Source organism: Pseudoalteromonas sp. B131b, assembly GCF_037162545.1.
Lineage (GTDB): Bacteria > Pseudomonadota > Gammaproteobacteria > Enterobacterales > Alteromonadaceae > Pseudoalteromonas > Pseudoalteromonas fuliginea.
In genome coordinates, this window is the sequence record NZ_JARLUZ010000001.1 from 433,588 (window position 1) to 453,705 (window position 20,118).

General features: G+C 38.4%; 18 protein-coding genes and 3 pseudogenes. 15 read left to right on the forward strand and 6 right to left on the reverse strand.

Going from position 1 to position 20,118, the window contains the following annotated elements; translation table 11 throughout:
• Positions 1–184: 184 nt before the first annotated feature.
• The 7 genes and pseudogenes from nadC to yacG all read left to right on the forward strand — a co-directional run bounded on the left by nadC (position 185) and on the right by yacG (position 7,103).
• Positions 185–1,030 (forward strand): carboxylating nicotinate-nucleotide diphosphorylase, encoded by an 846-nt coding sequence (nadC, locus tag P4S65_RS02115; RefSeq protein ID WP_337119489.1) that lies wholly within the window; start codon positions 185–187, stop codon positions 1,028–1,030.
• 460 nt (positions 1,031–1,490) lie between these two features.
• Positions 1,491–1,946 carry a pilin gene (locus P4S65_RS02120; protein ID WP_316825808.1) on the forward strand — a complete coding sequence of 152 codons (456 nt, stop codon included), beginning with the start codon at positions 1,491–1,493 and terminating at the stop codon, positions 1,944–1,946.
• 99 nt (positions 1,947–2,045) lie between these two features.
• A pseudogene (locus tag P4S65_RS02125) lies at positions 2,046–3,243 on the forward strand (type II secretion system F family protein).
• A 15-nt stretch (positions 3,244–3,258) separates the two neighbouring features.
• Entirely contained in the window at positions 3,259–4,143 is an 885-nt protein-coding gene (locus P4S65_RS02130) for a prepilin peptidase (RefSeq protein ID WP_337119490.1), read from the forward strand.
• 99 nt (positions 4,144–4,242) lie between these two features.
• Entirely contained in the window at positions 4,243–4,791 is a 549-nt protein-coding gene (coaE, locus tag P4S65_RS02135; RefSeq protein ID WP_337119491.1) for a dephospho-CoA kinase, read from the forward strand.
• Positions 4,792–5,069: 278 nt separating this feature from the next.
• Positions 5,070–6,745, forward strand: a pseudogene (pilB, locus tag P4S65_RS02140) (type IV-A pilus assembly ATPase PilB).
• Positions 6,746–6,860: 115 nt separating this feature from the next.
• A complete protein-coding gene (yacG, locus tag P4S65_RS02145) occupies positions 6,861–7,103 on the forward strand; it encodes a DNA gyrase inhibitor YacG (protein ID WP_337119492.1) in 243 nt (80 codons plus the stop codon).
• A gap of 59 nt (positions 7,104–7,162) precedes the next feature.
• Here yacG and P4S65_RS02150 read toward each other — a convergent pair whose 3' ends face one another.
• On the reverse strand, positions 7,163–7,651 hold the full coding sequence (locus P4S65_RS02150) for a periplasmic heavy metal sensor (RefSeq protein WP_008136801.1): 489 nt from the start codon (positions 7,649–7,651) through the stop codon (positions 7,163–7,165).
• A gap of 189 nt (positions 7,652–7,840) precedes the next feature.
• On the opposite strand from P4S65_RS02150, the gene P4S65_RS02155 reads away from it, so the two are divergent.
• The 3 genes and pseudogenes from P4S65_RS02155 (at position 7,841) to P4S65_RS02165 (ending at position 10,871) form a co-directional block, all read left to right on the forward strand.
• Positions 7,841–8,530, forward strand: a complete 690-nt coding sequence (locus tag P4S65_RS02155) for a response regulator (protein WP_007376047.1) — start codon at positions 7,841–7,843, stop codon at positions 8,528–8,530.
• A complete protein-coding gene (locus P4S65_RS02160; RefSeq protein ID WP_337119493.1) occupies positions 8,508–9,923 on the forward strand; it encodes an ATP-binding protein in 1,416 nt (471 codons plus the stop codon). Before P4S65_RS02155 ends, P4S65_RS02160 begins: the two co-directional genes overlap by 23 nt.
• Before the next feature lie 3 nt (positions 9,924–9,926).
• Positions 9,927–10,871 (forward strand): annotated as a pseudogene (locus P4S65_RS02165) (alpha/beta fold hydrolase).
• A 103-nt stretch (positions 10,872–10,974) separates the two neighbouring features.
• Here the strand turns inward: P4S65_RS02165 and P4S65_RS02170 are convergent.
• Positions 10,975–11,817, reverse strand: coding sequence for a cation diffusion facilitator family transporter (locus tag P4S65_RS02170; RefSeq protein ID WP_081824583.1), 843 nt, complete (start codon positions 11,815–11,817; stop codon positions 10,975–10,977).
• 159 nt (positions 11,818–11,976) lie between these two features.
• Between P4S65_RS02170 and trmL the strand changes: the two genes are divergently transcribed.
• The 4 genes from trmL (at position 11,977) to P4S65_RS02190 (ending at position 16,015) form a co-directional block, all read left to right on the forward strand.
• Complete coding sequence (gene trmL, locus P4S65_RS02175; protein ID WP_007376043.1) at positions 11,977–12,441, forward strand: tRNA (uridine(34)/cytosine(34)/5-carboxymethylaminomethyluridine(34)-2'-O)-methyltransferase TrmL; 465 nt, start codon at positions 11,977–11,979, stop codon at positions 12,439–12,441.
• Between the two features lie 477 nt (positions 12,442–12,918).
• Entirely contained in the window at positions 12,919–13,593 is a 675-nt protein-coding gene (locus P4S65_RS02180; RefSeq protein ID WP_096793824.1) for a TorF family putative porin, read from the forward strand.
• A 10-nt stretch (positions 13,594–13,603) separates the two neighbouring features.
• Positions 13,604–14,329 carry a substrate-binding periplasmic protein gene (locus P4S65_RS02185; protein WP_096793825.1) on the forward strand — a complete coding sequence of 242 codons (726 nt, stop codon included), beginning with the start codon at positions 13,604–13,606 and terminating at the stop codon, positions 14,327–14,329.
• 198 nt (positions 14,330–14,527) lie between these two features.
• Positions 14,528–16,015, forward strand: coding sequence for a methyl-accepting chemotaxis protein (locus P4S65_RS02190; protein ID WP_096793826.1), 1,488 nt, complete (start codon positions 14,528–14,530; stop codon positions 16,013–16,015).
• Positions 16,016–16,056: 41 nt separating this feature from the next.
• Here P4S65_RS02190 and gpsA read toward each other — a convergent pair whose 3' ends face one another.
• From gpsA to P4S65_RS02210, 4 genes are read right to left on the reverse strand one after another with little or no spacing between them, the layout of a single operon-like run.
• Positions 16,057–17,064, reverse strand: coding sequence for an NAD(P)H-dependent glycerol-3-phosphate dehydrogenase (gene gpsA, locus P4S65_RS02195; RefSeq protein WP_096793827.1), 1,008 nt, complete (start codon positions 17,062–17,064; stop codon positions 16,057–16,059).
• A gap of 3 nt (positions 17,065–17,067) precedes the next feature.
• Positions 17,068–17,553: a protein-export chaperone SecB gene (secB, locus tag P4S65_RS02200; RefSeq protein ID WP_007376038.1), complete on the reverse strand. Its 486-nt coding sequence runs from the start codon at positions 17,551–17,553 to the stop codon at positions 17,068–17,070.
• Between the two features lie 34 nt (positions 17,554–17,587).
• Positions 17,588–17,845 (reverse strand): glutaredoxin 3, encoded by a 258-nt coding sequence (gene grxC / locus P4S65_RS02205; RefSeq protein ID WP_002957783.1) that lies wholly within the window; start codon positions 17,843–17,845, stop codon positions 17,588–17,590.
• Between the two features lie 31 nt (positions 17,846–17,876).
• Positions 17,877–18,308, reverse strand: coding sequence for a rhodanese-like domain-containing protein (locus P4S65_RS02210; protein ID WP_007376037.1), 432 nt, complete (start codon positions 18,306–18,308; stop codon positions 17,877–17,879).
• Positions 18,309–18,572: 264 nt separating this feature from the next.
• On the opposite strand from P4S65_RS02210, the gene gpmM reads away from it, so the two are divergent.
• The gene (gene gpmM, locus P4S65_RS02215) at positions 18,573–20,117 is read left to right on the forward strand and encodes a 2,3-bisphosphoglycerate-independent phosphoglycerate mutase (RefSeq protein ID WP_008136787.1); all 1,545 of its coding nucleotides are present in this window, start codon (positions 18,573–18,575) and stop codon (positions 20,115–20,117) included.
• Position 20,118 lies beyond the last annotated feature (1 nt).

Sequence of the window (20,118 nt, forward strand, 5' to 3'; positions counted from 1 at the left end):
CTCATGTAACGTAACTTTTTAAATTAAAAGCGAGGTGTAAAACCTCACCTACAACATACACCAAACCGTAGGTGTAAATTTACTTTGCGCGCTTATCTTTATATCGGAACAAAGCCAATCGCTTCTCTTTCATCTACAAACATAGTAAAATTTCCTTAATTTATTAACGCTTATGAGCTTTGCTATGTCTATTTCGCACACCTTAATTAGTCAACTTGTTACTCTTGCACTCGACGAAGATTTAAATTACCAAACTGCGCAAGATGGCGATATTACCGCACAACTGATCCCACTAAACGAGCAAGCAAATGCCAAAGTAATAACGCGCGAAGACTGCGTTTTTTGCGGAAAAGACATCATCCTTGAAGTATTTAAACAAGTAGACCCGACTGTAAAAGTAGCCGTACTAGTAAATGATGGCGACGTAATTAAAGCAAACAGCACATTATTTACAGCCACTGGTTCAGCACGTTCAATATTAACTGCCGAGCGTACTGCACTTAACTTTGTGCAAACCTTATCAGGTACAGCGACTACTACAGCGCATTATGTAAAAGAGTTAAGCGGTACCACTACACAACTACTCGACACTCGCAAAACAATACCAGGGCTTCGCGCATTACAAAAATACGCAGTAAAATGTGGCGGTGGCACAAATCATCGTATTGGCTTATTTGATGCGTTCTTAATTAAAGAAAACCATATAGCAGCCTGTGGCACAATTGATAAAGCAGTGGCTCAAGCAAAACAAAACCACCCAAACAAACCTGTCGAAGTTGAAGTTGAATCACTTCCAGAGCTTAAACAAGCTATTGAGGCTGGTGCCGACATTATAATGCTTGATAACTTTAGCATTGAGCAAATTAAGCAGGCAGTTACATTAACGCATAAACGCGCCAAACTTGAGGTCTCTGGTAATATGACACTAGAAACACTCAAAACCTATTCTCAAGCGGGCGTCGATTTCATATCAAGCGGTGCACTTACAAAAAATTTACAATCAATCGATTTATCAATGCGTTTTGAATAAAAAACACGCCAAAAAAGGTTTAAACATAGCTAATTCATTGACATTTTAAATAATTGAGCATTTAATAGTAAAAAAGGACTACTCTTTAATACTTTGTTAAATAAAGTACCTTTAACATTAAATACGTATGCTAAATAACAATAAACAGTGCTAGACTCGCACTGTTGTATCAACTTATTTTATAAGTTCAGCCAAAATAGTTACTTGGCAATTTAGTTTAAAAACTAAATACACTAAATTATTTTATCAAGTGTCTAGTATTCGTTGCTAACGTATAATTTGATTGATACAACGTAGTAGCACACAATGAATTTATAGCTTTTGTGATCAACACTCAAAAGTTAACGTGAAATAAAGTTTTTTTAAGTAAAACTGTAAACTAAATCAGCTAAATTAAGTTAGGCAATTTTGCCGCTTATATGATTTAACCTACAAAAATCTATCCTTTAGGAGAGGAAACATGAAAACAATGACTCAAAAACAACAGGGTTTCACCCTAATTGAATTAATGATTGTAGTAGCAATCATCGGTATTCTTGCTGCTGTAGCACTGCCGGCTTATCAAGACTACACTGTTAAAGCTCGTGTATCAGAGTGTATTAGCCTAGCAGGCGCAGCAAAAACAACTGTTGCAATGAATGCATCTGAAGGTGCTGACTTTAACTCTGGTTTTAACGCGAATGCTAAAACTGAAAACTGTGGCATAGTTGCAGTTGCTGCTGATACAGGCGTTATCACAGTAACATCTGAAGCAAAAGCTGGTGCAGTTGCAATAGCAATGACTCCAAAAACAGGCTCAGCAGCTTTAGTAAAAGGTACTCCACCAGCCGGTGAAATTAATTGGACTTGTTCTATTGATGCAGCGACTAAAAACAAGTACGTACCGAGTTCATGCCACAATGTTACTACGAAATAATTAGAAAACTACAACATTAAGGTAGTCATATTTGGCTACCTTTTTTATTTGTATTGATTAGTGAGAGTCACAAATGGCAATACAATCTGATTCAAAAAAATTGATACTTTTCAGTGGGTCGGTGTTAGTGCCCGAGGTAAACGGCTTGAAGGGGAGCTTTCGGGAAGCAGCATCGCACTAGTTAAAGCACAACTTCGCAAACAAGGGGTCACCCCTCAAAAGTTAAGCGTAAAGCAAAACCTTTATTTGGTGTACACACTCAAAAAATAACACCCAAAGATATCGCTTTGGTTACTCGCCAAATTGCCACTATGTTAATGGCTGGCGTACCCTTAATTCAATCTATTGAGATGATTGCAACTGGCTCAACTAATAAAAGCATTACTAAGCTTATCTCAGCTGTAGGCGATGATGTAAAAGCAGGTCACCCCTATCCTCAGCACTTAGAAAATATCCACGTTATTTTGATGACTTATATTGTGATTTAGTTGAATCTGGCGAGCAGTCAGGAGCACTTGATAAAATATTTGATCGCATAGCTATTTATAAAGAAAAATCAGAAGCGCTTAAATCAAAAATAAAAAAAGCGATGTTTTACCCTATAGCCGTACTTGTTATCGCACTAATGGTTACATCAATTTTACTTATTTTCGTAGTGCCGCAATTTCAAGACATTTTTGCGGGCTTTGGGGCTGAACTCCCTGCATTTACATTATTTGTAATTGGTATTTCAGATTTTATGCAAGAATCTTGGTGGATGATTCTGATTGCGATAGTGGCTTTTGGCTGCACTTTTAAAGAGGCTAAATTAAGAAGCCTAAAGCTCAGGGATGCAACCGACAGAGCCATACTTAAGCTCCCTGTTATTGGCATGATTTTAAACAAAGCGGCTGTGGCACGTTACGCGCGAACACTTTCGACCACATTTGCTGCCGGTGTTCCATTAGTTGATGCACTTGATTCAGCAGCAGGTGCTTCGGGCAATGCAGTGTACCGTTATGCTATTTTAGATATTAAAGCAGAGGTTAGCTCAGGTAACCAAATGAACTGGGCAATGAGAAACTCAAAAATCTTCCCTGACATGGTAATTCAAATGGTTGCTATCGGTGAAGAATCTGGCTCGCTCGATGGTATGTTAGCTAAGGTCGCGACTATTTATGAGCAAGAAGTAGACGATGCTGTAGATGGCTTATCGAGCTTACTAGAGCCATTAATTATGGCTGTATTAGGTGTACTTGTTGGTGGTTTAATTGTTGCTATGTACCTCCCTATTTTCCAACTCGGTTCTGTTATTTAATTATTTGGTTTTTATATGCAAAGTATTGTAGAAGTAATGCAAAATGAGCTGTGGTTTTATCTAACCACCGTTGGCTTGGTTAGTTTATGTGTGGGCAGCTTTTTAAATGTAGTGATTTATCGCCTACCACTTATGATGCAAAAAGAATGGCAGAGTGAGTGCAGAATACTGTTAGAAGACGAGCTTAAAAATAGTAAAGCAATAAATAACGAGCAATTTAATTTAGTAAAGCCAAACTCAACCTGCCCAAAGTGCAAAACGGCTATTAAACCTTGGCAAAATATTCCTGTTATTAGCTGGTTATTTTTAAAAGGAAAATGTGCAAGTTGTAATAACCCTATATCAATACGCTATCCTGCAGTCGAGGCCATTACAGCAATATTAAGCTTATTTATTGCTTATACTATGGGCGCAAGTGAACAAGCTTTACTGTATATATTGATTACTTGGGCATTAGTTGCACTAACCTTTATTGATATAGACCATATGCTATTACCCGATCAACTTACATTACCACTAGTATGGCTTGCTTTAATAGCGTCAATAATGGGCTATACCGTAGCGCCGAGCGATGCAATTATGGGGGCTGTTTTTGGTTATTTGAGCCTATGGAGTGTATTTTGGCTATTTAAGTTACTAACGGATAAAGAAGGTATGGGCTATGGCGACTTTAAATTACTCGCTGTATTTGGTGCATTACTTGGTTGGAAATCACTACTTAGCATTATATTACTTTCAAGCATTGTTGGCGCTGTTATTGGCATTGTATTACTCAGTATTCAAGGAAAAGACAAAGCGACCCCGATTCCATTTGGTCCTTACCTTGCCATTGCAGGCTGGATCACTATGCTATGGGGCACTGAATTACAAAACATTTATTTTAATTTGATTGGTTATTAAAATGAGTGAGCAAACAATTAAACTCTCTAGCAATAAAAAAACAATTGGGTTTTGGGTTTAACAGGTGGTATTGGCTGCGGAAAAACAGCAGTTAGTGACATGTTTGAGAAACTTGATATAACCATTGTTGATGCGGATATTATTGCTCGCCAAGTAGTTGAGCCCAAGAGCTGCGGTTTAAATGCAATAATAACGCACTTTGGCAATACGTTATTACTTAGCGATGGCACGCTAAACAGAAGTGCCTTACGAGAGCGCATTTTTACTAACGATGCAGATAAACAGTGGCTAAATAACTTGCTGCATCCTCTTATTCGCAAAAAAATAGTCGCTGATTTAAATGCCGCTAATAGTACTTACGTGGTTTTAGTTGCCCCGTTATTATTTGAAAATGGTCTCGATAAGTACTGTAACCGAACCCTACTCATTGACGTACCTAAAAGTGTCCAAGTCGAGCGCACACTTAAGCGTGATAATGTGAGCCTTGAACAAGTAAATAGTATTATTGCAACACAAATGTCTCGTGAAAATAAACGTAAAAAAGCAGATGATATTTTAAATAATGATAGGGATTTAGCGTTAGTCAAATTATCTCTTCGGTCTCTACATACTCGTTATATGCAATTAGCATTAAAAAATGCGAGTTAGATAACCCGAACTCTGGATAATAAATCTATCTTAAGCTGTTACTTTCAGCGCTAACTGCGTTGAAATATCTAGCTAGAGAAAACTAAATTTAAATATTATTATGGTTCAATATGTTAATAAATCCCTTAATCAGAGTTCAGGTTAAGTAATTTAAAACAATAATATAATTTATAAAACAATATTTAGTTAGCAAAACTAGTCCATCTGATGAAGAGTAATATAATCTCCTTGTTTTTTCTGATAAATTGCTAATCATTAACGAATTAAGCAGGTGCGCAATGAATATTAACTCACCGTTACTAAGAAAATTTATTACCCTTGGCCGTATTGATGCAGATACCGTTAAAGTAAAACAACGAGATTTTGCCTCAACCGCCGAGCTTATTGCCAAATGTGGAAACATCGATAGCAAAGATTTAGCTGAGCAATGTATTGATTTATTTCGCGTACCTTATTTCGATTTAAAAGACTTTGAACCTGCAAGGATCCCTGCCGAACTTGTAAAAGAAAAGCTGATCCGTAAACACCATATTTTACCCTTGGTGCAAAAAGGTAGAAAAGTATACATAGCCGCGTCTGATCCGACCGATTATGGTGCGTTTGAAAACTATGAATTTAGTACCGGCTTATCCTGTGAAATAGTAGTAGTTGACTACATTGAACTTGATAAAAAAATTGACCAATTGCTTGATGCAACTGGTAGCTTAAATTTAAGCGATGACGAATTTAAAGAATTTGCTGACTTAGATAGTGAAAACACTAAAGAAGCCACCCCACAAGATGATGAAAAAGATGATGCACCTATCATTGTTTACATCAATAAAATCCTAATGGATGCCATTAAAAAAGGCGCCTCTGATTTACACTTTGAACCTTATGAGCATAAGTACCGCATCCGTTTTCGTATTGATGGTATTTTACATGAGGTAGCCAGCCCACCTAATACCTTAGCAACAAAACTTTCTGCACGAATAAAAGTAATGTCACGCCTAGATATTGCCGAAAAACGTAAACCACAAGATGGTCGTATAAAGCTAAAAATTACTGAACGTAAAAGTATCGATTTTCGTGTAAGTACAATGCCGACCCTGTGGGGGAAAAAATAGTAATGCGTATTCTTGATTCATCAAGCGCAATGCTAGGTATTGATGTATTAGGCTACGAGCCGGAACAGAAAAAACTCTATATGGATGCGCTTGCTCAGCCTCAAGGGATGATTTTAGTTACAGGACCAACGGGCTCGGGTAAAACAGTATCACTTTACACTGGTTTAAATATACTTAATCAACCAGAGCGTAATATTAGTACCGCAGAAGATCCTGTCGAAATTAATCTCGAAGGTATAAACCAAGTGCAAATTAATATTAAAGCCGATATGACCTTTGCAAATGCATTACGTGCATTTTTACGCCAAGATCCTGATGTCGTCATGGTAGGTGAAATACGTGACCTCGAAACAGCTGAAATATCAATAAAAGCGGCGCAAACAGGTCACTTAGTACTATCAACTCTGCATACTAATTCAGCACCTGAAACGATAACTCGGTTATTAAATATGGGAGTACCAGCTTATAACGTAGCAAGTTCAATTAGTTTGATTATAGCCCAGCGCTTGGCTCGACGTTTATGCCCTAAATGTAAAACACCGGAAATATTACCAAACGAAGAACTTACCCGCCAAGGTTTTAGCGAGCAACAAATTAGTGAAATGACCCTCTATGCACCTAAAGGATGTGATAATTGCACTGATGGTTATAAGGGTCGTGTCGGTATTTATGAAGTAATGCAAATAACACCAGAGATAGCACAAATTATAATGCGTGGCGGTAATTCATTAGAAATAGCAGAAGTATCACTTAAAGCAGGATTTAATAACTTGCGATTATCAGGTATTCGCAAAGCGGCTGATGGAATGACTTCGCTTGCTGAAATTAATCGAGTAACAAGTTTTTAAAGATCCATAGTTAAAAGCGACAAGGTTCTGAACACTAAATTCAGAGCCTTACTTATACCTAGAGACTCATATCTAAGTAATGTAAAATGCAAAAAAAGATTGTAGAGAGTAAATTATGCCTACTATTGTAAACTGCCCAACCTGTAAAGCTAAAGTTGAGTGGTCAGAACAGAGCCCACATCGGCCTTTTTGTTCTAAACGCTGCCAACTAATTGATCTTGGTGAGTGGTCGTTTGAAAATAATAAAATTTCAGCGCCAATTACATCAGCACAAGAGTTTAGCCAAGATATGATTGAAGATATTGAAGCTATGATGGCCAAAAATGAAGATGACTTTTTAAATAATTTATCTCCATAATGCCCTAAAAACGAAAACCAGCATTACGCTGGTTTTTTAGTATTTACAAAAAAGTAAAATTAACTTTTTTGTTTACGGTGCTTTTTATTCATACGCTTTTGCATTTTAGCAAATTTCTCTTTTTGCTCAGCGTTAAGTACTTGCATTACTTGGTGCTGCGTTTTTAGTTTAATTAAACCAAATTGTTCACCCTTTTCATGGCGTTCATTTAATAACTCTTTAGCTGCATTTTCATCAAATGTTGCAGCCGAAAGTAACGCATCCATTTTTGCTTTATGCGCTTCACGCATCGCTTTACGAGCTTCTTTATCGTCGCTACGTAATGCTTTCATTTGTGTTTTTTGCGCTGCAAAAATAGCTTTTAGCTTAGTTTGCTGCTCATCTGTTAGGCTTAATTTTTCAACGCCGCGCTCAGAAAGTAAAAAACGAGCTTGAGAATGACCTTGTTTATGCCCGTCAGCTTTAGCCATAACACTACCGGCACCAAGTGTTGCTGTTGCCAGGCCAAAAACAAGTACTAATTTAGAAAGTGTATTTAATTTAGTCATAATCATTACCTTAATTATTTGGTTTAACTATTGGTTCAATTTGTGTGGTTGCGACTGCTTAATCAACTAAGTTAACTATACCTAACTCAATGCAAAGTAACGCAAAGCAGTGTAAAGGTTGTGTAAAGATTCACTTTTGCACAATTTAGTGGGTAAAATAACGCCATAAGCAACTCTAAGGGTTTGTAAATGAAACTATTAATGATTGACGACGATACCGGCCTTTGTGAGCTATTAAGTGAATATTTAACTGCCCAAGGTTTTGAAATACAAAGCGTACATGACGGCGAACAAGGTCTTAAGCTAGCGCAAGTAAACGATTATGCGTTAATACTACTTGATGTGATGCTGCCAACTCTAGATGGCTTTGAAGTACTTAAACAACTTAGACAAACAAAATTAACGCCGGTAATAATGCTTACAGCAAAAGGGGAAGATTTCGATCGTATTTTCGGATTAGAACTTGGCGCAGACGACTATATCCCTAAACCATTTAATCACCGTGAGTTACTTGCGCGTGTTAAAGCGATTACACGCCGTATAGAACATATTAATAGCTTTAACATTACTACCAGTAATAAGTTACAGGTTAATGGGATCACTGTTAACTTAGCCGCTCGAGAAGCGTCTGTTAATGATCATACACTTACATTAACAGGCACCGAATACGAAATACTAGCCCTTTTAAGCAAAAATGCAGGCGAAGTAGTCAGTAAAGAACTCATAAGTGAAGAGGTACTTGGCCGTCGCTTAGCTTCCTTCGATCGCTCTATTGATATGCATGTAAGCAATATCCGTAAAAAAATAGCTGAGCATATTTCAGGCGAGCGAATCAAAACAATGCGAGGAACAGGTTATGTCTTTATCCAAGGAGAATAAAGTAGGCTCTTTGTCTTGGCTTAAACATCCTGAGCATTACTTATTCTTTAAAATATTTATATGGTTTTGGCTAACTATAATAGGCACGATTACAGCACTGGTTTTCTTAAGCAACATTACGGCAATCAACGCCGTTAGTAACGAGCCATTACACGGTCCGATGGAAAAAAACTTACTCTATACAGCCAAAAGTATAGAACGCTCTGTTGTAAAACATAAGCGGACACTGAGTGATATGTTGTCTCACCCACGCTTATCTAAACGTAAGTTATTATATTTAAGTGCTGAGCAACAAGAAGACTCATTAACAAATAAAGAAGTCCCGAATGACGTTGATTTGAGCCTACTTAATTTTACTAAGACAATGTCACCGCAAATTATTTTTACTGAAAAGTATCAAGCATTTGGCCCTATTCAAATTACAGTACCCTCGGGCAACTTTTACTTGTATGAAATAGACATAAATCATCAGCCACCTTTGTTCCTTCGCTTAAAGCTTATGCCTGGATGGATGAAAATTTCTATCGCCATCATCGCTTCTCTAATTTTAAGCTTTTTATTTAGTCGTAACTTAATTGCCCCTATAAATAGCCTAAAAAAAGCAGCTGTTAAATTATCTGGTGGTGATTTAAGTGCTCGAGCGGCCATTTCAGTAAGCAGAAAAGATGAACTCGGTATACTCGGTCGTGATTTTAACAGCATGGCTAATCAATTAGAGCAATTAATTAGCTCGCAAAAACGCTTACTTGCAGATATATCACATGAGTTACGCTCACCTCTTACCCGCTTAAAAATGGCAACGGGCCTTGCTCAAATGCAAGCAAATGAAGCGAGTCAGTCCTATTTACTGCGCATAGAAAAAGAAGCGAATCAACTAGACAAAATGATTGCTGATGTACTGCAAGTGTCTCGTTTAGAGGCGAAAAGTCAGGCACTTTCACTTCAACAACAATCATTGCAAATTATAATTGACCATGTGCTTAACGACGCACAATTTGAAGCAAAACAAAACAACAAGCAATTACAGATTATGGGAAGTGCAGACATTAGTGTTAACTGTGATGAAACACTAATTGCCAGCGCACTTGAAAATTTACTACGCAATGCGATTAAATACGCCAATAGCACTATTAGCATTACTCTAAAGCATACTGATGCCATTTATATAGAAATATGTGATGATGGACCTGGAGTCCCTAATAACCAACTTAATAAGCTCTGTGAACCATTTTTTAGACAGTCAGATGCGCGAGACCGAGTTAGCGGCGGTACGGGGTTAGGCTTGGCAATTGCCAAAAATGCAATTACTGCACATGGTGGCAACTTAGTATTATCGAATAAAGAACAAGGCGGCTTATGTGCAAATATAACGTTGCCAATAATTAAAGAGTAAACAATGTTTTATAGTAGTGAGAACGAGCTTAAAAGTAACCAACCGGCCATTAGTAACTTTTATGATAATACACTGACAAAATCTTATTTAAATACACCTTATGGACAACTTTTTACGCTTACGCTATCCCAAAAAATCCACACATTGCGATTGTTATTAGCTCAGGTCGTATAGAGGGCTTAGAAAAATATAAAGAGTTACTATGGGAACTTTATAATAATAATTATGCGGTGTTTATAATTGATCATCAAGGCCAAGGTCGTTCTTACAGGCATTTAAAAAACAAGCACAAAGGCTACGTAAAGCGCTTTGAAGATTATGCCGCCGACCTTCATTTATTTAATAAAGAAGTTGTAGATAATTATTGGCAAGGTAAAAAGGTATTAGTCAGTCACTCAATGGGGGGCTATTGCATTTGATTATCTTGCACATTTTGAACACACTTTTAGTGGCGCGTTTTTATCTGCGCCAATGCTCGACATTTACACCAAAGGCACACCAAAACCTTTAGCTAAATTAGTCGCAAGTACTGCAACATTACTTGGCTTTCAATACAGCTATGCGCTCGGGCAAACAGATTATACGCCTGATGAGTTTGCTATAAATACCTTAACCAGTAGCCCAATACGTTACGAACTATTTAGGAAAGCCTATAAACAAGAGCCTAAATTACAACTTGGTGGTGTGACTTATGGTTGGCTACACACTACTTTTGCATTTATTTCATCCGTGAATAAATTAACGGTTAATATTCCACTTTATATTGCCAGTGCTCAAAATGATGAAATAGTTGATAACAGTGCGCAATATAAACTGGCAAACAGGCACGAAAATACAATACTTGAGAGCTTTGCCGACGCTAAACACGAACTATTTTTTGAGCGCGATGAAATACGCCAACCACTGCTTAAAAGCTTATATCAGTTTTGTGAATCGGTGACGATTTAATAGCTAATTGTGTTAAATTTTATTGTAATAGTGCAATTTAATTCGTTAAATTGCTCAAAGATTTATACAGGTTGGCATTACAAATCAATATGCTAAAAATCGCTTAATCCGAGTTTAAGTTAAGCACCGACAATGGATCGAGGTGGATCAGAATATCGACCTCAGATTCAAACTCTTTGGTTATCAATACTTCTACTTCATCAGCCACGTTATGCGCACGAATCAAACTTAAATTGTCATCAAGCTCTAAATGCATTTGAATAAATTTTATCTTACCGCCTTGGCGAGTACGAATGCCATGTACGCCATGTACATCAGCATGCGCTTTAGCTATTTCAAATATGCTTTGCTTTTCGTCATCTGGCAGCTCTTTATCCATTAAGTGATCGGCACTATCTCTGGCTATTTCCCAACTGTTATAAAGTAAGTAACCCGCTACGCCAATAGCAAAAACAGGATCGGCATACAATACGCCATAGTATGCTAATAAAATAGCGAGCAACACGGCGGCATTTAAAATCAAGTCGCCTTTGTAATGTACTGAATCAGCTTTTATTGCGATTGAATCGGTGTACTTAATCACTTTATTTTGTACAAATACAATAACCAAGGTACACGCAATAGCAAAAATGCTAACCCACACGCCTAATAAAGAATGACTGAGCTGTATTGGGTTAAATAATCGCTCAATACCATGAAAAGCAAGTAGGCAACCTGAGCCTGCAATAAATGCGGCTTGGCCGAGCCCTGCTATAGCTTCAGCTTTTCCATGACCAAATCGGTGGTCATCATCAGCTGGGCGCAGCGCATAACCTAAAACTAAAAAGCTCATTGCAGTAGCCGTTATATCCATTAACGAATCTGTTAGTGAGCCAAGCATTGATGCTGAACCCGATGCAAGCCACGCCCACGTTTTTGCAGTAATCATTAAACTAACCATTATCATGGTAACAATACTAGAAGTTTTAACCCAAAATTCGTAACTGCGGTTGTGCACGTTTGTATCCGTTAATAGGTGTATTCAATACAGTGAGTATATCATTTTTTTAAAAGGTTTCGTGTATACTGAAAATCGTTAAACTACTGATCATTTAAAAGGCTTATTATGCTGGATATCGTTTTATACCAACCTGAAATTCCTCCTAACACTGGTAATATTATTCGTCTGTGCGCAAACACAGGCTATTCACTGCATTTAATTGAGCCCTTGGGTTTTGAATGGGATGATAAACGTGTAAAACGTGCAGGCCTTGATTACCATGAATTCAGCCATGTTCAACGTCACGCTTCATTTGAGGCATACCTTGAAAAATGTAAGCCTAAAAAAGTATATGCATGTACTACTAAAGGTAGCCAGTTTCATCATCAAGCAAGTTACGAAGCTGGCGATTGCCTTGTATTTGGTCCAGAAACCCGTGGCCTTCCTGATGATATGATCCAAGCCCTACCAAATGAGCAACGTGTTCGTATTCCTATGCAAGCAAATAGTCGTAGTATGAACTTGTCAAACGCCGTGGCTGTATTTGTTTATGAATCTTGGCGTCAATTGGGTTTCCCTAACGCACAATAACTAATGCACTTACTAATATTGTAAGCCAAGATATGGCTCTTAGTTTAAATGAGCTCTAAATTAAAGCCCTTGGCTACACTATTAGCTAATGTATGCAGTTATCAGAAAATACAACAAACTTAAAATGTTGAACTACAAAATTACAGCCCAGGAATAAAAGCAATAACCTATCTTCGGCTGCGTATTATCTAACCTGAACTTACTTACAATAGGCCCATTATTGGCGTGTAAATTCACCTTGCTTTCACTGCAAATCCCTTGCTATAGAAAAATAAATTAAAATATCATTATTGTTCAATATATTAGTAAATCCCTTAACCGGAATTCAGGTTATCTGTATGCATCTCATTTAAACCGCCCCAAAATAAAGACTATCCTGTATCAAATTAACATTCATTTTTTACTATACAGTTCTCATAATCATAATTATTGAACTAAGCTCAATGTCATACAATTATTTAATTACATTGAAACTCTATGAAAAAAATATTTCTTTGCTCACTTATTTTATGCTCTACATCGAGTATTGCTGCTACATCAGCGACAGTTACCTTAGCATCTGATTACTTATTCAATGGTGTAAGTCAAACTCAAGAAGACCCGGCTTTACAAGCAAGTTTTGATTGGGCCGGAAACTCGGGGTTGTATGCCGGAATTTGGGGCTCTAATGTCGACTTTGGTGAAGGCACTGATATAGAAGCCGATGGCTACATTGGCTATTACACAAGCTTAACAGACTCGATTAATCTAGATATTGGTATTGCGCAATATACTTACCATGGTGAAGATTTTAGCTCCGATTATAACTACGCTGAAACTTACGCCAAATTCAATTATGGCAACACTAACCTTAACTTTTGGTACGCATGGGATTACTTTGCTACAGGGGCTGGGCATAGCATCATTATGCTGACGCACAACGTTCCGATTAATGACGTTTTTTCAATTGATGTAGGCGCCGATTACTCTATGAGTTTCGACGATGACAAGTGGGAATGGGAGCCTGGTGATGATAATTATATGCATTGGCGTATAACTGCAAACTATACTTGGAATGAGTGGAATTTTACTGCTGGTTATGAAGACACAGATTTAGAAACGTACGGTGATGCAACTTTACTAGCAACCGTTTCAAGAACATTTAACTTCTAAGGGTTTATAAATGAAAACCACATTATTCTTTCTTTTACTTACTTTTTCTAATTTTATAGCTGCTGAAACAGTTTATTTAACATCCTTGGCTTGGCCTCCTTATTCAGATAAATCATTAGAACAACAAGGAGCATCAGTCGCAGTCGCAAAAGCAGCATTTAAGGCCGAAGGACATGAGCTTATCGTAGATTTTTATCCTTGGTCACGTGCCGTTAACTCTGCTTCACAAGCAAATTCTAAGTATGTTGGCTACTTTCCAGAATATATGCATGAAACATCGGATTTTGTTTTTTCTGATGCAACAGGGACTGGACCTCTGGGGCTGCTACAAAATAACGCTAAACCAATTGCCTATTCATCGGTGGGAGACCTTAAAGGTAAACGTATTGGTGTTGTACAAGACTATGTTAATACAAAAGAACTTGATGACATGATTGCCTCTGGCACAATTAAAGGAGACGCAGCTCCTTCTGATGTATTAAATATTAAAAAAGTAGCTGCGGGGCGAATTGATGCTGCAGTAATAGACGCAAACGTACTTAAGTACTTACTGGATACCGATAAGTCGCTATCAGCACTAAAAAATAAGGTAGCAATGAACACAACATTATTAGAAGATAAAAAACTACACATTGCCTTTAGAAATGATGCTGAAGGGCAAAAATGGCAGAAAATCTATAATCAGGGGCTTACAAAAATAGATGTAAACACCATTATGGCAAATTATCTTAAGTAATTTGGACTTTGAATAGTAAATATATCCCAAGCAACTATTTTCAACATTAACCTCGTTGAATTTAGTTGCAACGAGCCAGCTATTAACGCGTAAATTCGCTTTGCTCTCCTAAAATACCTGGACAGAAAAATAAATTAACTATCGTTCAAAACGTTATCAACAACTTTAACCAGAGTTCCGATTAAGTAAGGAGATATTTTGACTCGTTCAATTCTATTTAGGCTGGTTATTACTACATTAAGCGCTATGGTTTTTGTTTTGCTTTGCTTTGGTATTTATGATTACACCGCACAAAGCAATCAATTAAGGCTAAAGCTTGATACTGAAATCAATCTTGCAAAAGAGCGTGTTGGGCTGTCACTACCCAATGCGATGTGGAACTTCCAAGATGAATTAGCCAAAAAGCTAATAAATGCCGAAGTTGCATCCCAAAATATATCCAAAATAGTAGTATACGATACGAATGGAGAGGTATTCGTTGAAACAGATGGTGCAGAAACACCATCAATGACACAAACTGAGTTATTCTACGATGATGCAGGAACACAAAATAAAGTAGGCAAAATTAATCTTTATATTGAGTTTAGTCATATTGAGGCTGTGCTACTTGAACTGGCTATTTTTTCAGTTATAGAAATATTACTACTCGTCACTATTTTAGCTGGAGTTTTAATCTATATTTTCAAAAAATTAGTTGCTCAACCATTATCTGAAGTGGCTGAAAAAATGGCAACCATTGCCAATGGCGATGGTGATTTAACACAAGAGATAATTGTTCGTCGCAACGACGAAATAGGCCAACTCGCGGCTTCATTCAACCAATTTGAACACAAAATTGCTGAGCTTATTAACGGTGTGAAACTATCAGTAGAGGATTCCTTTAACGTTGCTGGGAGTATTTCTAATGTTAGCAGCGAAGGTGTTCACTATTTAACAGAACAACAATCAGAAACAGACCAGATAGCAACTGCAATTACGCAAATGGCATCGTCTGCGGTAGAAATTGAAAATAATGCCAAATTAACGCTAAGCTCCGCCGAAACAGCAAATATAGATGCAAAAAAAGTTCATGATGCATTCCTAAGCTCTATAAATTCAATAGAGAACTTGGTGGGACAATTAGATGAAGCATCAACTGTAATTGCTAGTCTTGAAAATAGCGTGCAAGATATTGTATCTATGCTGGATGTTATTCAAGCGATAGCTGAACAAACCAATTTGCTAGCATTAAATGCCGCTATTGAAGCAGCCAGAGCTGGTGAGCAAGGCCGTGGATTTGCTGTTGTTGCTGATGAAGTACGCTCTTTAGCAAGTAGAACACAAACGAGTACAGCTGAAATTCATGAAACAATTAACAAATTACAACAAGGCTCACAATCTGCTGTTAATGTTATGGGCTTAAGTAAAAGTATGAGTCAAGAAAGCATGAGTGCTGCAAATGCAGCCAGTGAATTAATAGAAAATATATCTGAAGTAATAGAATCTATTACACATATGTCGAGTCACATCTCTAGTGCTGTATCAGAGCAGAGCACTGTTGCTGAAGATCTAAGTAAAAATATCAATGAAGTTGTCAGTGCTGGTCAAAACAGCATGGGGAAAATTGAACAAGTTCAAACATATTCAGAAGATATGAAAACACTCGCTCTTAAACTGAAAAAATCAGTAACTGTTTTTAAAACGTAAAGAAAATAAGCCTTTCAGATATTAGCTAAAAGGCTTATTTTTTATTCCGACTTTTGCTCTCGGCCTAATAGCGCCATAGCTGCATCTTTCATGTCTTTATTTTCATAAAGAACTTTATAAATTTGTTCAGTAATTGGCATTTCCACACCAGTGCGCTGCGCTAACAAATACACTTCTTTAGTATTTCTAAAGCCTTCAACAACTTGGCCAATTGACTTAATAGCAGCATCTACACTTTCGCCTTTACCCAGCGCTAAACCAAATCGACGATTACGTGATTGGTTATCTGTACAGGTTAATATTAAATCACCAAGGCCAGCCATTCCCATAAAGGTTTCTGGCTTAGCACCCAGAGCACAACCTAAACGAGTAAGTTCGGCAAGTCCTCTCGTTATGAGCGCTGTACGTGCATTTGCACCAAAGCCTACGCCATCCGAAATACCGGCACCAATTGCAATTACATTTTTAACCGCACCACCAAGTTGAATGCCAATAAAGTCATCATTGTTATACACTCGGAATGAGCGACCACAATGAAGTAAATCCGCAAGCTGCTGGGCAAATTCAGGCGACGTAGAAGACACAGAAATAGCCGTAGGTGAACCCATCGCCATTTCTTTTGCAAACGTGGGACCCGAAAGCACCGCAAGTGGAATATCATCTCCCAATTCTTGCAGTGCAACTTCTTGCAACAAGCGCCCAGTATTAGGCTCAAGCCCTTTGGTAGCCCATGCTACTTTTGCGCCTTTTTGTAATGCTGGTTTGATTTGCGCAAGTGTATCGCCAAAAGCATGGCTTGGCACAACAACAAGTACAATAGCGCTGCTAGCAACGGCACGTTGTAAGTTGGCTTCAAGAGTAAGGGTGTCAGGAAAAGGGGCATCTGGTAAGTAACGTTGATTTTTCCGCTCAGCTGCAAGCGTGGCAACGTCGTCGCTATTTCTTCCCCAAAGCGTCACGTTGTGACCATTTCGGGCTAAACAAATAGCAAGGGCGGTGCCGTAAGACCCCGCCCCTAATACAGTAACAGCTGTAGTTGCTGTACTCATAAGTTATGCGTCTGCTGTAACCTGGTCAGCTGGCGCAGTACGTTGTTGCATGTACTGTGCAAATAACGCATCAAAATTTACTGGCGCAAGATTAAGCTGTGGGAATGTACCACGGTTAACAAGGTTTGATACAGCCTCACGTGCATATGGAAATAACACGTTAGGGCAAAATGCACCTAGCATATGTGCAAGTTGCACTTCTTCAACATCAGCAATAGTAAAAATACCCGCTTGTTGAATTTCACATAAAAACGCAGTTTCTTCACCAAGCGAAGCTGTTACTGTCAATGCCAAAACAACTTCAAATACACCCTCATCTAACTTGTTAGAACGTGTATCTAAATCTAACTTAACTTCTGGCGTCCATTCTTTTTGAAAGATGGCCGGAGAGTTTGGCGTTTCAAAAGACACATCTTTAGTGTAAATACGCTGAATAGTAAATTGTGCGCCGGCTTCTGCAGCTGCTACGTTTTGAGTTTCTTCGTTCATTGTTATTCCTAACTTGTTCGTTATTATAATTAAATTAAGCGTTTAGCTTGGCGTCAAGTTTACCTTGCGCTTCAATAGCCATCATGTCGTCGCAGCCACCGATATGTTCATCATTAATAAAAATTTGCGGTACTGTGCTTGCACCACCTGCTTTGGCAATCATTTCATCGCGTAGCTCAGGCTGTACACCAATATCATAATTTGTGTATTCAACGCCTTTGCTGTTTAAAAGCGAAAGAGCACGCTGACAAAATGGACAATACGCCTTGGTGTATAAAACAACATTACTCATAATAAATCCTCTATCGGCCTAGCTAAACTGATTAGCGACCTGTTGTAGTTGGTAAGCTAGCAGATTGCCACGCACCCATGCCACCGGCTAATAAGTAAACTCGTTCAAAACCAGCTTTACTCATAGCGGCTGCAGTACCTTGGGCAGTCATACCTGTAGTACATACAACTATAATGGGTTTAGTCTTGTACTTTTCAAGGCTTGAAAAGTCAGATTTTTTCGCATTCTCTGGGCTTAAGTGCTCAGCACCAGAAATACGCCCTGCATTAAACTCTTTTTGCGCACGTATATCGATTACTTGACCGTCATCACGGTTAATAAGTAACGTAAGCTGCTGAGGATTTATTTGACGAACAGCTGAAAACTTACTTTTTATCCAGCCACTAACAATAAGAAATACAATACCCACCCAAGCAAGGCTTAAAATTGGGTGATTGGTGATAAATTCAATATATTGATCCATTCGACTTCCACTATAAATTACATCCTAAAACGTAGTGTTTTAGATATTTTAGACTTTAGCCACGCAAGTATACCCAAACCAACTTAAAATGCGAGTTTAGACGTTGTTTAAAAGTACATAAAACGCCCCATATATACCTTATCTAAGTGTGTGTTTACGTTTTTCAGCAGAGTGAAAAAAATTAATATGCGGCTTTGCATGCTGACCCTAGTTACAAAACACGGTATGCTAAAGCCAAACAGGTGCTAACTTTCAGGAGTGACTATGACAGAACATAAAAAACCACTGGTATTAATGATTTTAGACGGTTGGGGGTATCGCGAAGATGAGCAAAGTAATGCTATTTTGGCGGCAAACACGCCAGTACTAGACAACTTATGGGCTACACGCCCTCATACATTAATTTCAGCTTCGGGCTTTGATGTTGGTCTTCCTGATGGGCAAATGGGCAACTCTGAAGTTGGCCATGTAAACTTAGGGGCTGGACGCGTCGTTTATCAAGACTTTACTCGTATCACCAAAGCCATTAATGATGGCGAATTTGATTCAACACCTGCACTTGTTGAAAATATAGATAAAGCTGTGAAAGCAGGTAAAGCCGTTCATATTATGGGCCTATTGAGCCCCGGCGGTGTGCACAGCCACGAAGATCATATCGTTGCAAGTATTGAACTTGCTGCTAAACGTGGTGCTAAAGAAGTCTATTTTCACGCCTTTTTAGATGGCCGTGACACACCACCACGTAGCGCTAAAGCGTCTATTGAACGTATTGAAGCATTATTTAGCGAGCTTAAATGCGGTCGTTTGGCTTCATTAATTGGCCGTTACTACGCCATGGACCGAGATAATCGCTGGAATCGTGTAGAGAAAGCCTATAACGTAATGACTCTTGCCGAGGGCGATTTTAATTACGATAACGGCGTAATAGCACTTGAAGCTGCATATGAGCGCGACGAAAACGACGAATTTGTAGCTGCCACCACAATTACCCCTGCAGGCGCGACACCAGCAACAATAAATGATGGCGATACTATTATATTTGCTAATTTTAGAGCAGATAGAGCCCGCGAAATTACACGTGCATTTGTTGAACCTGATTTTGATGGGTTTACTAAAAAAAGAACGCCTGAACTTAGTGCTTTTGTAATGATGACAGAATACGCAGCCGACATTAACGCACCAGTGGCATTTGGTCCTACGCCTTTAGTTAATGTTTTAGGTGAATGGTTTGAAAAAAATGGTAAAACTCAACTACGTATTTCTGAAACCGAAAAGTACGCACACGTTACGTTTTTCTTTAGTGGCGGGCGCGAAAGTGAATTTGAAGGCGAAACACGCGAACTAATTCCTTCGCCGCAAGTAGCAACGTACGATTTACAACCAGAAATGAATTCAGAAATGTTAACCGACAAGCTGGTAGCTGCAATAAAAAGCGGTAAATACGATGCTATTATTTGCAACTACCCTAACGGCGATATGGTTGGTCATTCTGGTGTATTTGAGGCTGCTGTTAAAGCCTGTGAAGCTGTAGATAGCTGCATTGGACGTGTTATTGATGCGCTAGAAGAGTTTGGTGGTGAAGCGTTAATAACAGCTGACCATGGTAATGCTGAGCAAATGGCTGATCTCAAAACAGGCCAAGCACATACCGCCCACACTAGCGAACCGGTGCATTTTATTTATGTTGGTCGCGATGCAGAGCCAATGCAAGGTAAAGCCTTAAGTGATGTAGCCCCAACAATGCTTCACTTAATGGGTATGGAGCAACCAAGAGAAATGACTGGTACGCCTATCATGATGTTGAAATAAA

Excerpts from the sequence above, each read along its gene's own strand:
- P4S65_RS02160 (WP_337119493.1), top strand. The coding sequence starts at position 8,508 with ATGTCTTTATCCAAGGAGAATAAAGTAGGCTCTTTGTCTTGGCTTAAA.
- P4S65_RS02120 (WP_316825808.1), top strand. The coding sequence starts at position 1,491 with ATGAAAACAATGACTCAAAAACAACAGGGTTTCACCCTAATTGAATTA.
- grxC (WP_002957783.1), bottom strand. The coding sequence starts at position 17,845 with ATGAGTAATGTTGTTTTATACACCAAGGCGTATTGTCCATTTTGTCAG.
- P4S65_RS02210 (WP_007376037.1), bottom strand. The coding sequence starts at position 18,308 with ATGGATCAATATATTGAATTTATCACCAATCACCCAATTTTAAGCCTT.
- P4S65_RS02150 (WP_008136801.1), bottom strand. The coding sequence starts at position 7,651 with ATGACTAAATTAAATACACTTTCTAAATTAGTACTTGTTTTTGGCCTG.
- yacG (WP_337119492.1), top strand. The coding sequence starts at position 6,861 with ATGCCTACTATTGTAAACTGCCCAACCTGTAAAGCTAAAGTTGAGTGG.
- P4S65_RS02155 (WP_007376047.1), top strand. The coding sequence starts at position 7,841 with ATGAAACTATTAATGATTGACGACGATACCGGCCTTTGTGAGCTATTA.
- gpmM (WP_008136787.1), top strand. The coding sequence starts at position 18,573 with ATGACAGAACATAAAAAACCACTGGTATTAATGATTTTAGACGGTTGG.
- P4S65_RS02185 (WP_096793825.1), top strand. The coding sequence starts at position 13,604 with ATGAAAACCACATTATTCTTTCTTTTACTTACTTTTTCTAATTTTATA.
- secB (WP_007376038.1), bottom strand. The coding sequence starts at position 17,553 with ATGAACGAAGAAACTCAAAACGTAGCAGCTGCAGAAGCCGGCGCACAA.
- P4S65_RS02170 (WP_081824583.1), bottom strand. The coding sequence starts at position 11,817 with ATGATAATGGTTAGTTTAATGATTACTGCAAAAACGTGGGCGTGGCTT.
- P4S65_RS02180 (WP_096793824.1), top strand. The coding sequence starts at position 12,919 with ATGAAAAAAATATTTCTTTGCTCACTTATTTTATGCTCTACATCGAGT.
- trmL (WP_007376043.1), top strand. The coding sequence starts at position 11,977 with ATGCTGGATATCGTTTTATACCAACCTGAAATTCCTCCTAACACTGGT.
- gpsA (WP_096793827.1), bottom strand. The coding sequence starts at position 17,064 with ATGAGTACAGCAACTACAGCTGTTACTGTATTAGGGGCGGGGTCTTAC.
- nadC (WP_337119489.1), top strand. The coding sequence starts at position 185 with ATGTCTATTTCGCACACCTTAATTAGTCAACTTGTTACTCTTGCACTC.
- coaE (WP_337119491.1), top strand. The coding sequence starts at position 4,243 with ATGTTTGAGAAACTTGATATAACCATTGTTGATGCGGATATTATTGCT.
- P4S65_RS02130 (WP_337119490.1), top strand. The coding sequence starts at position 3,259 with ATGCAAAGTATTGTAGAAGTAATGCAAAATGAGCTGTGGTTTTATCTA.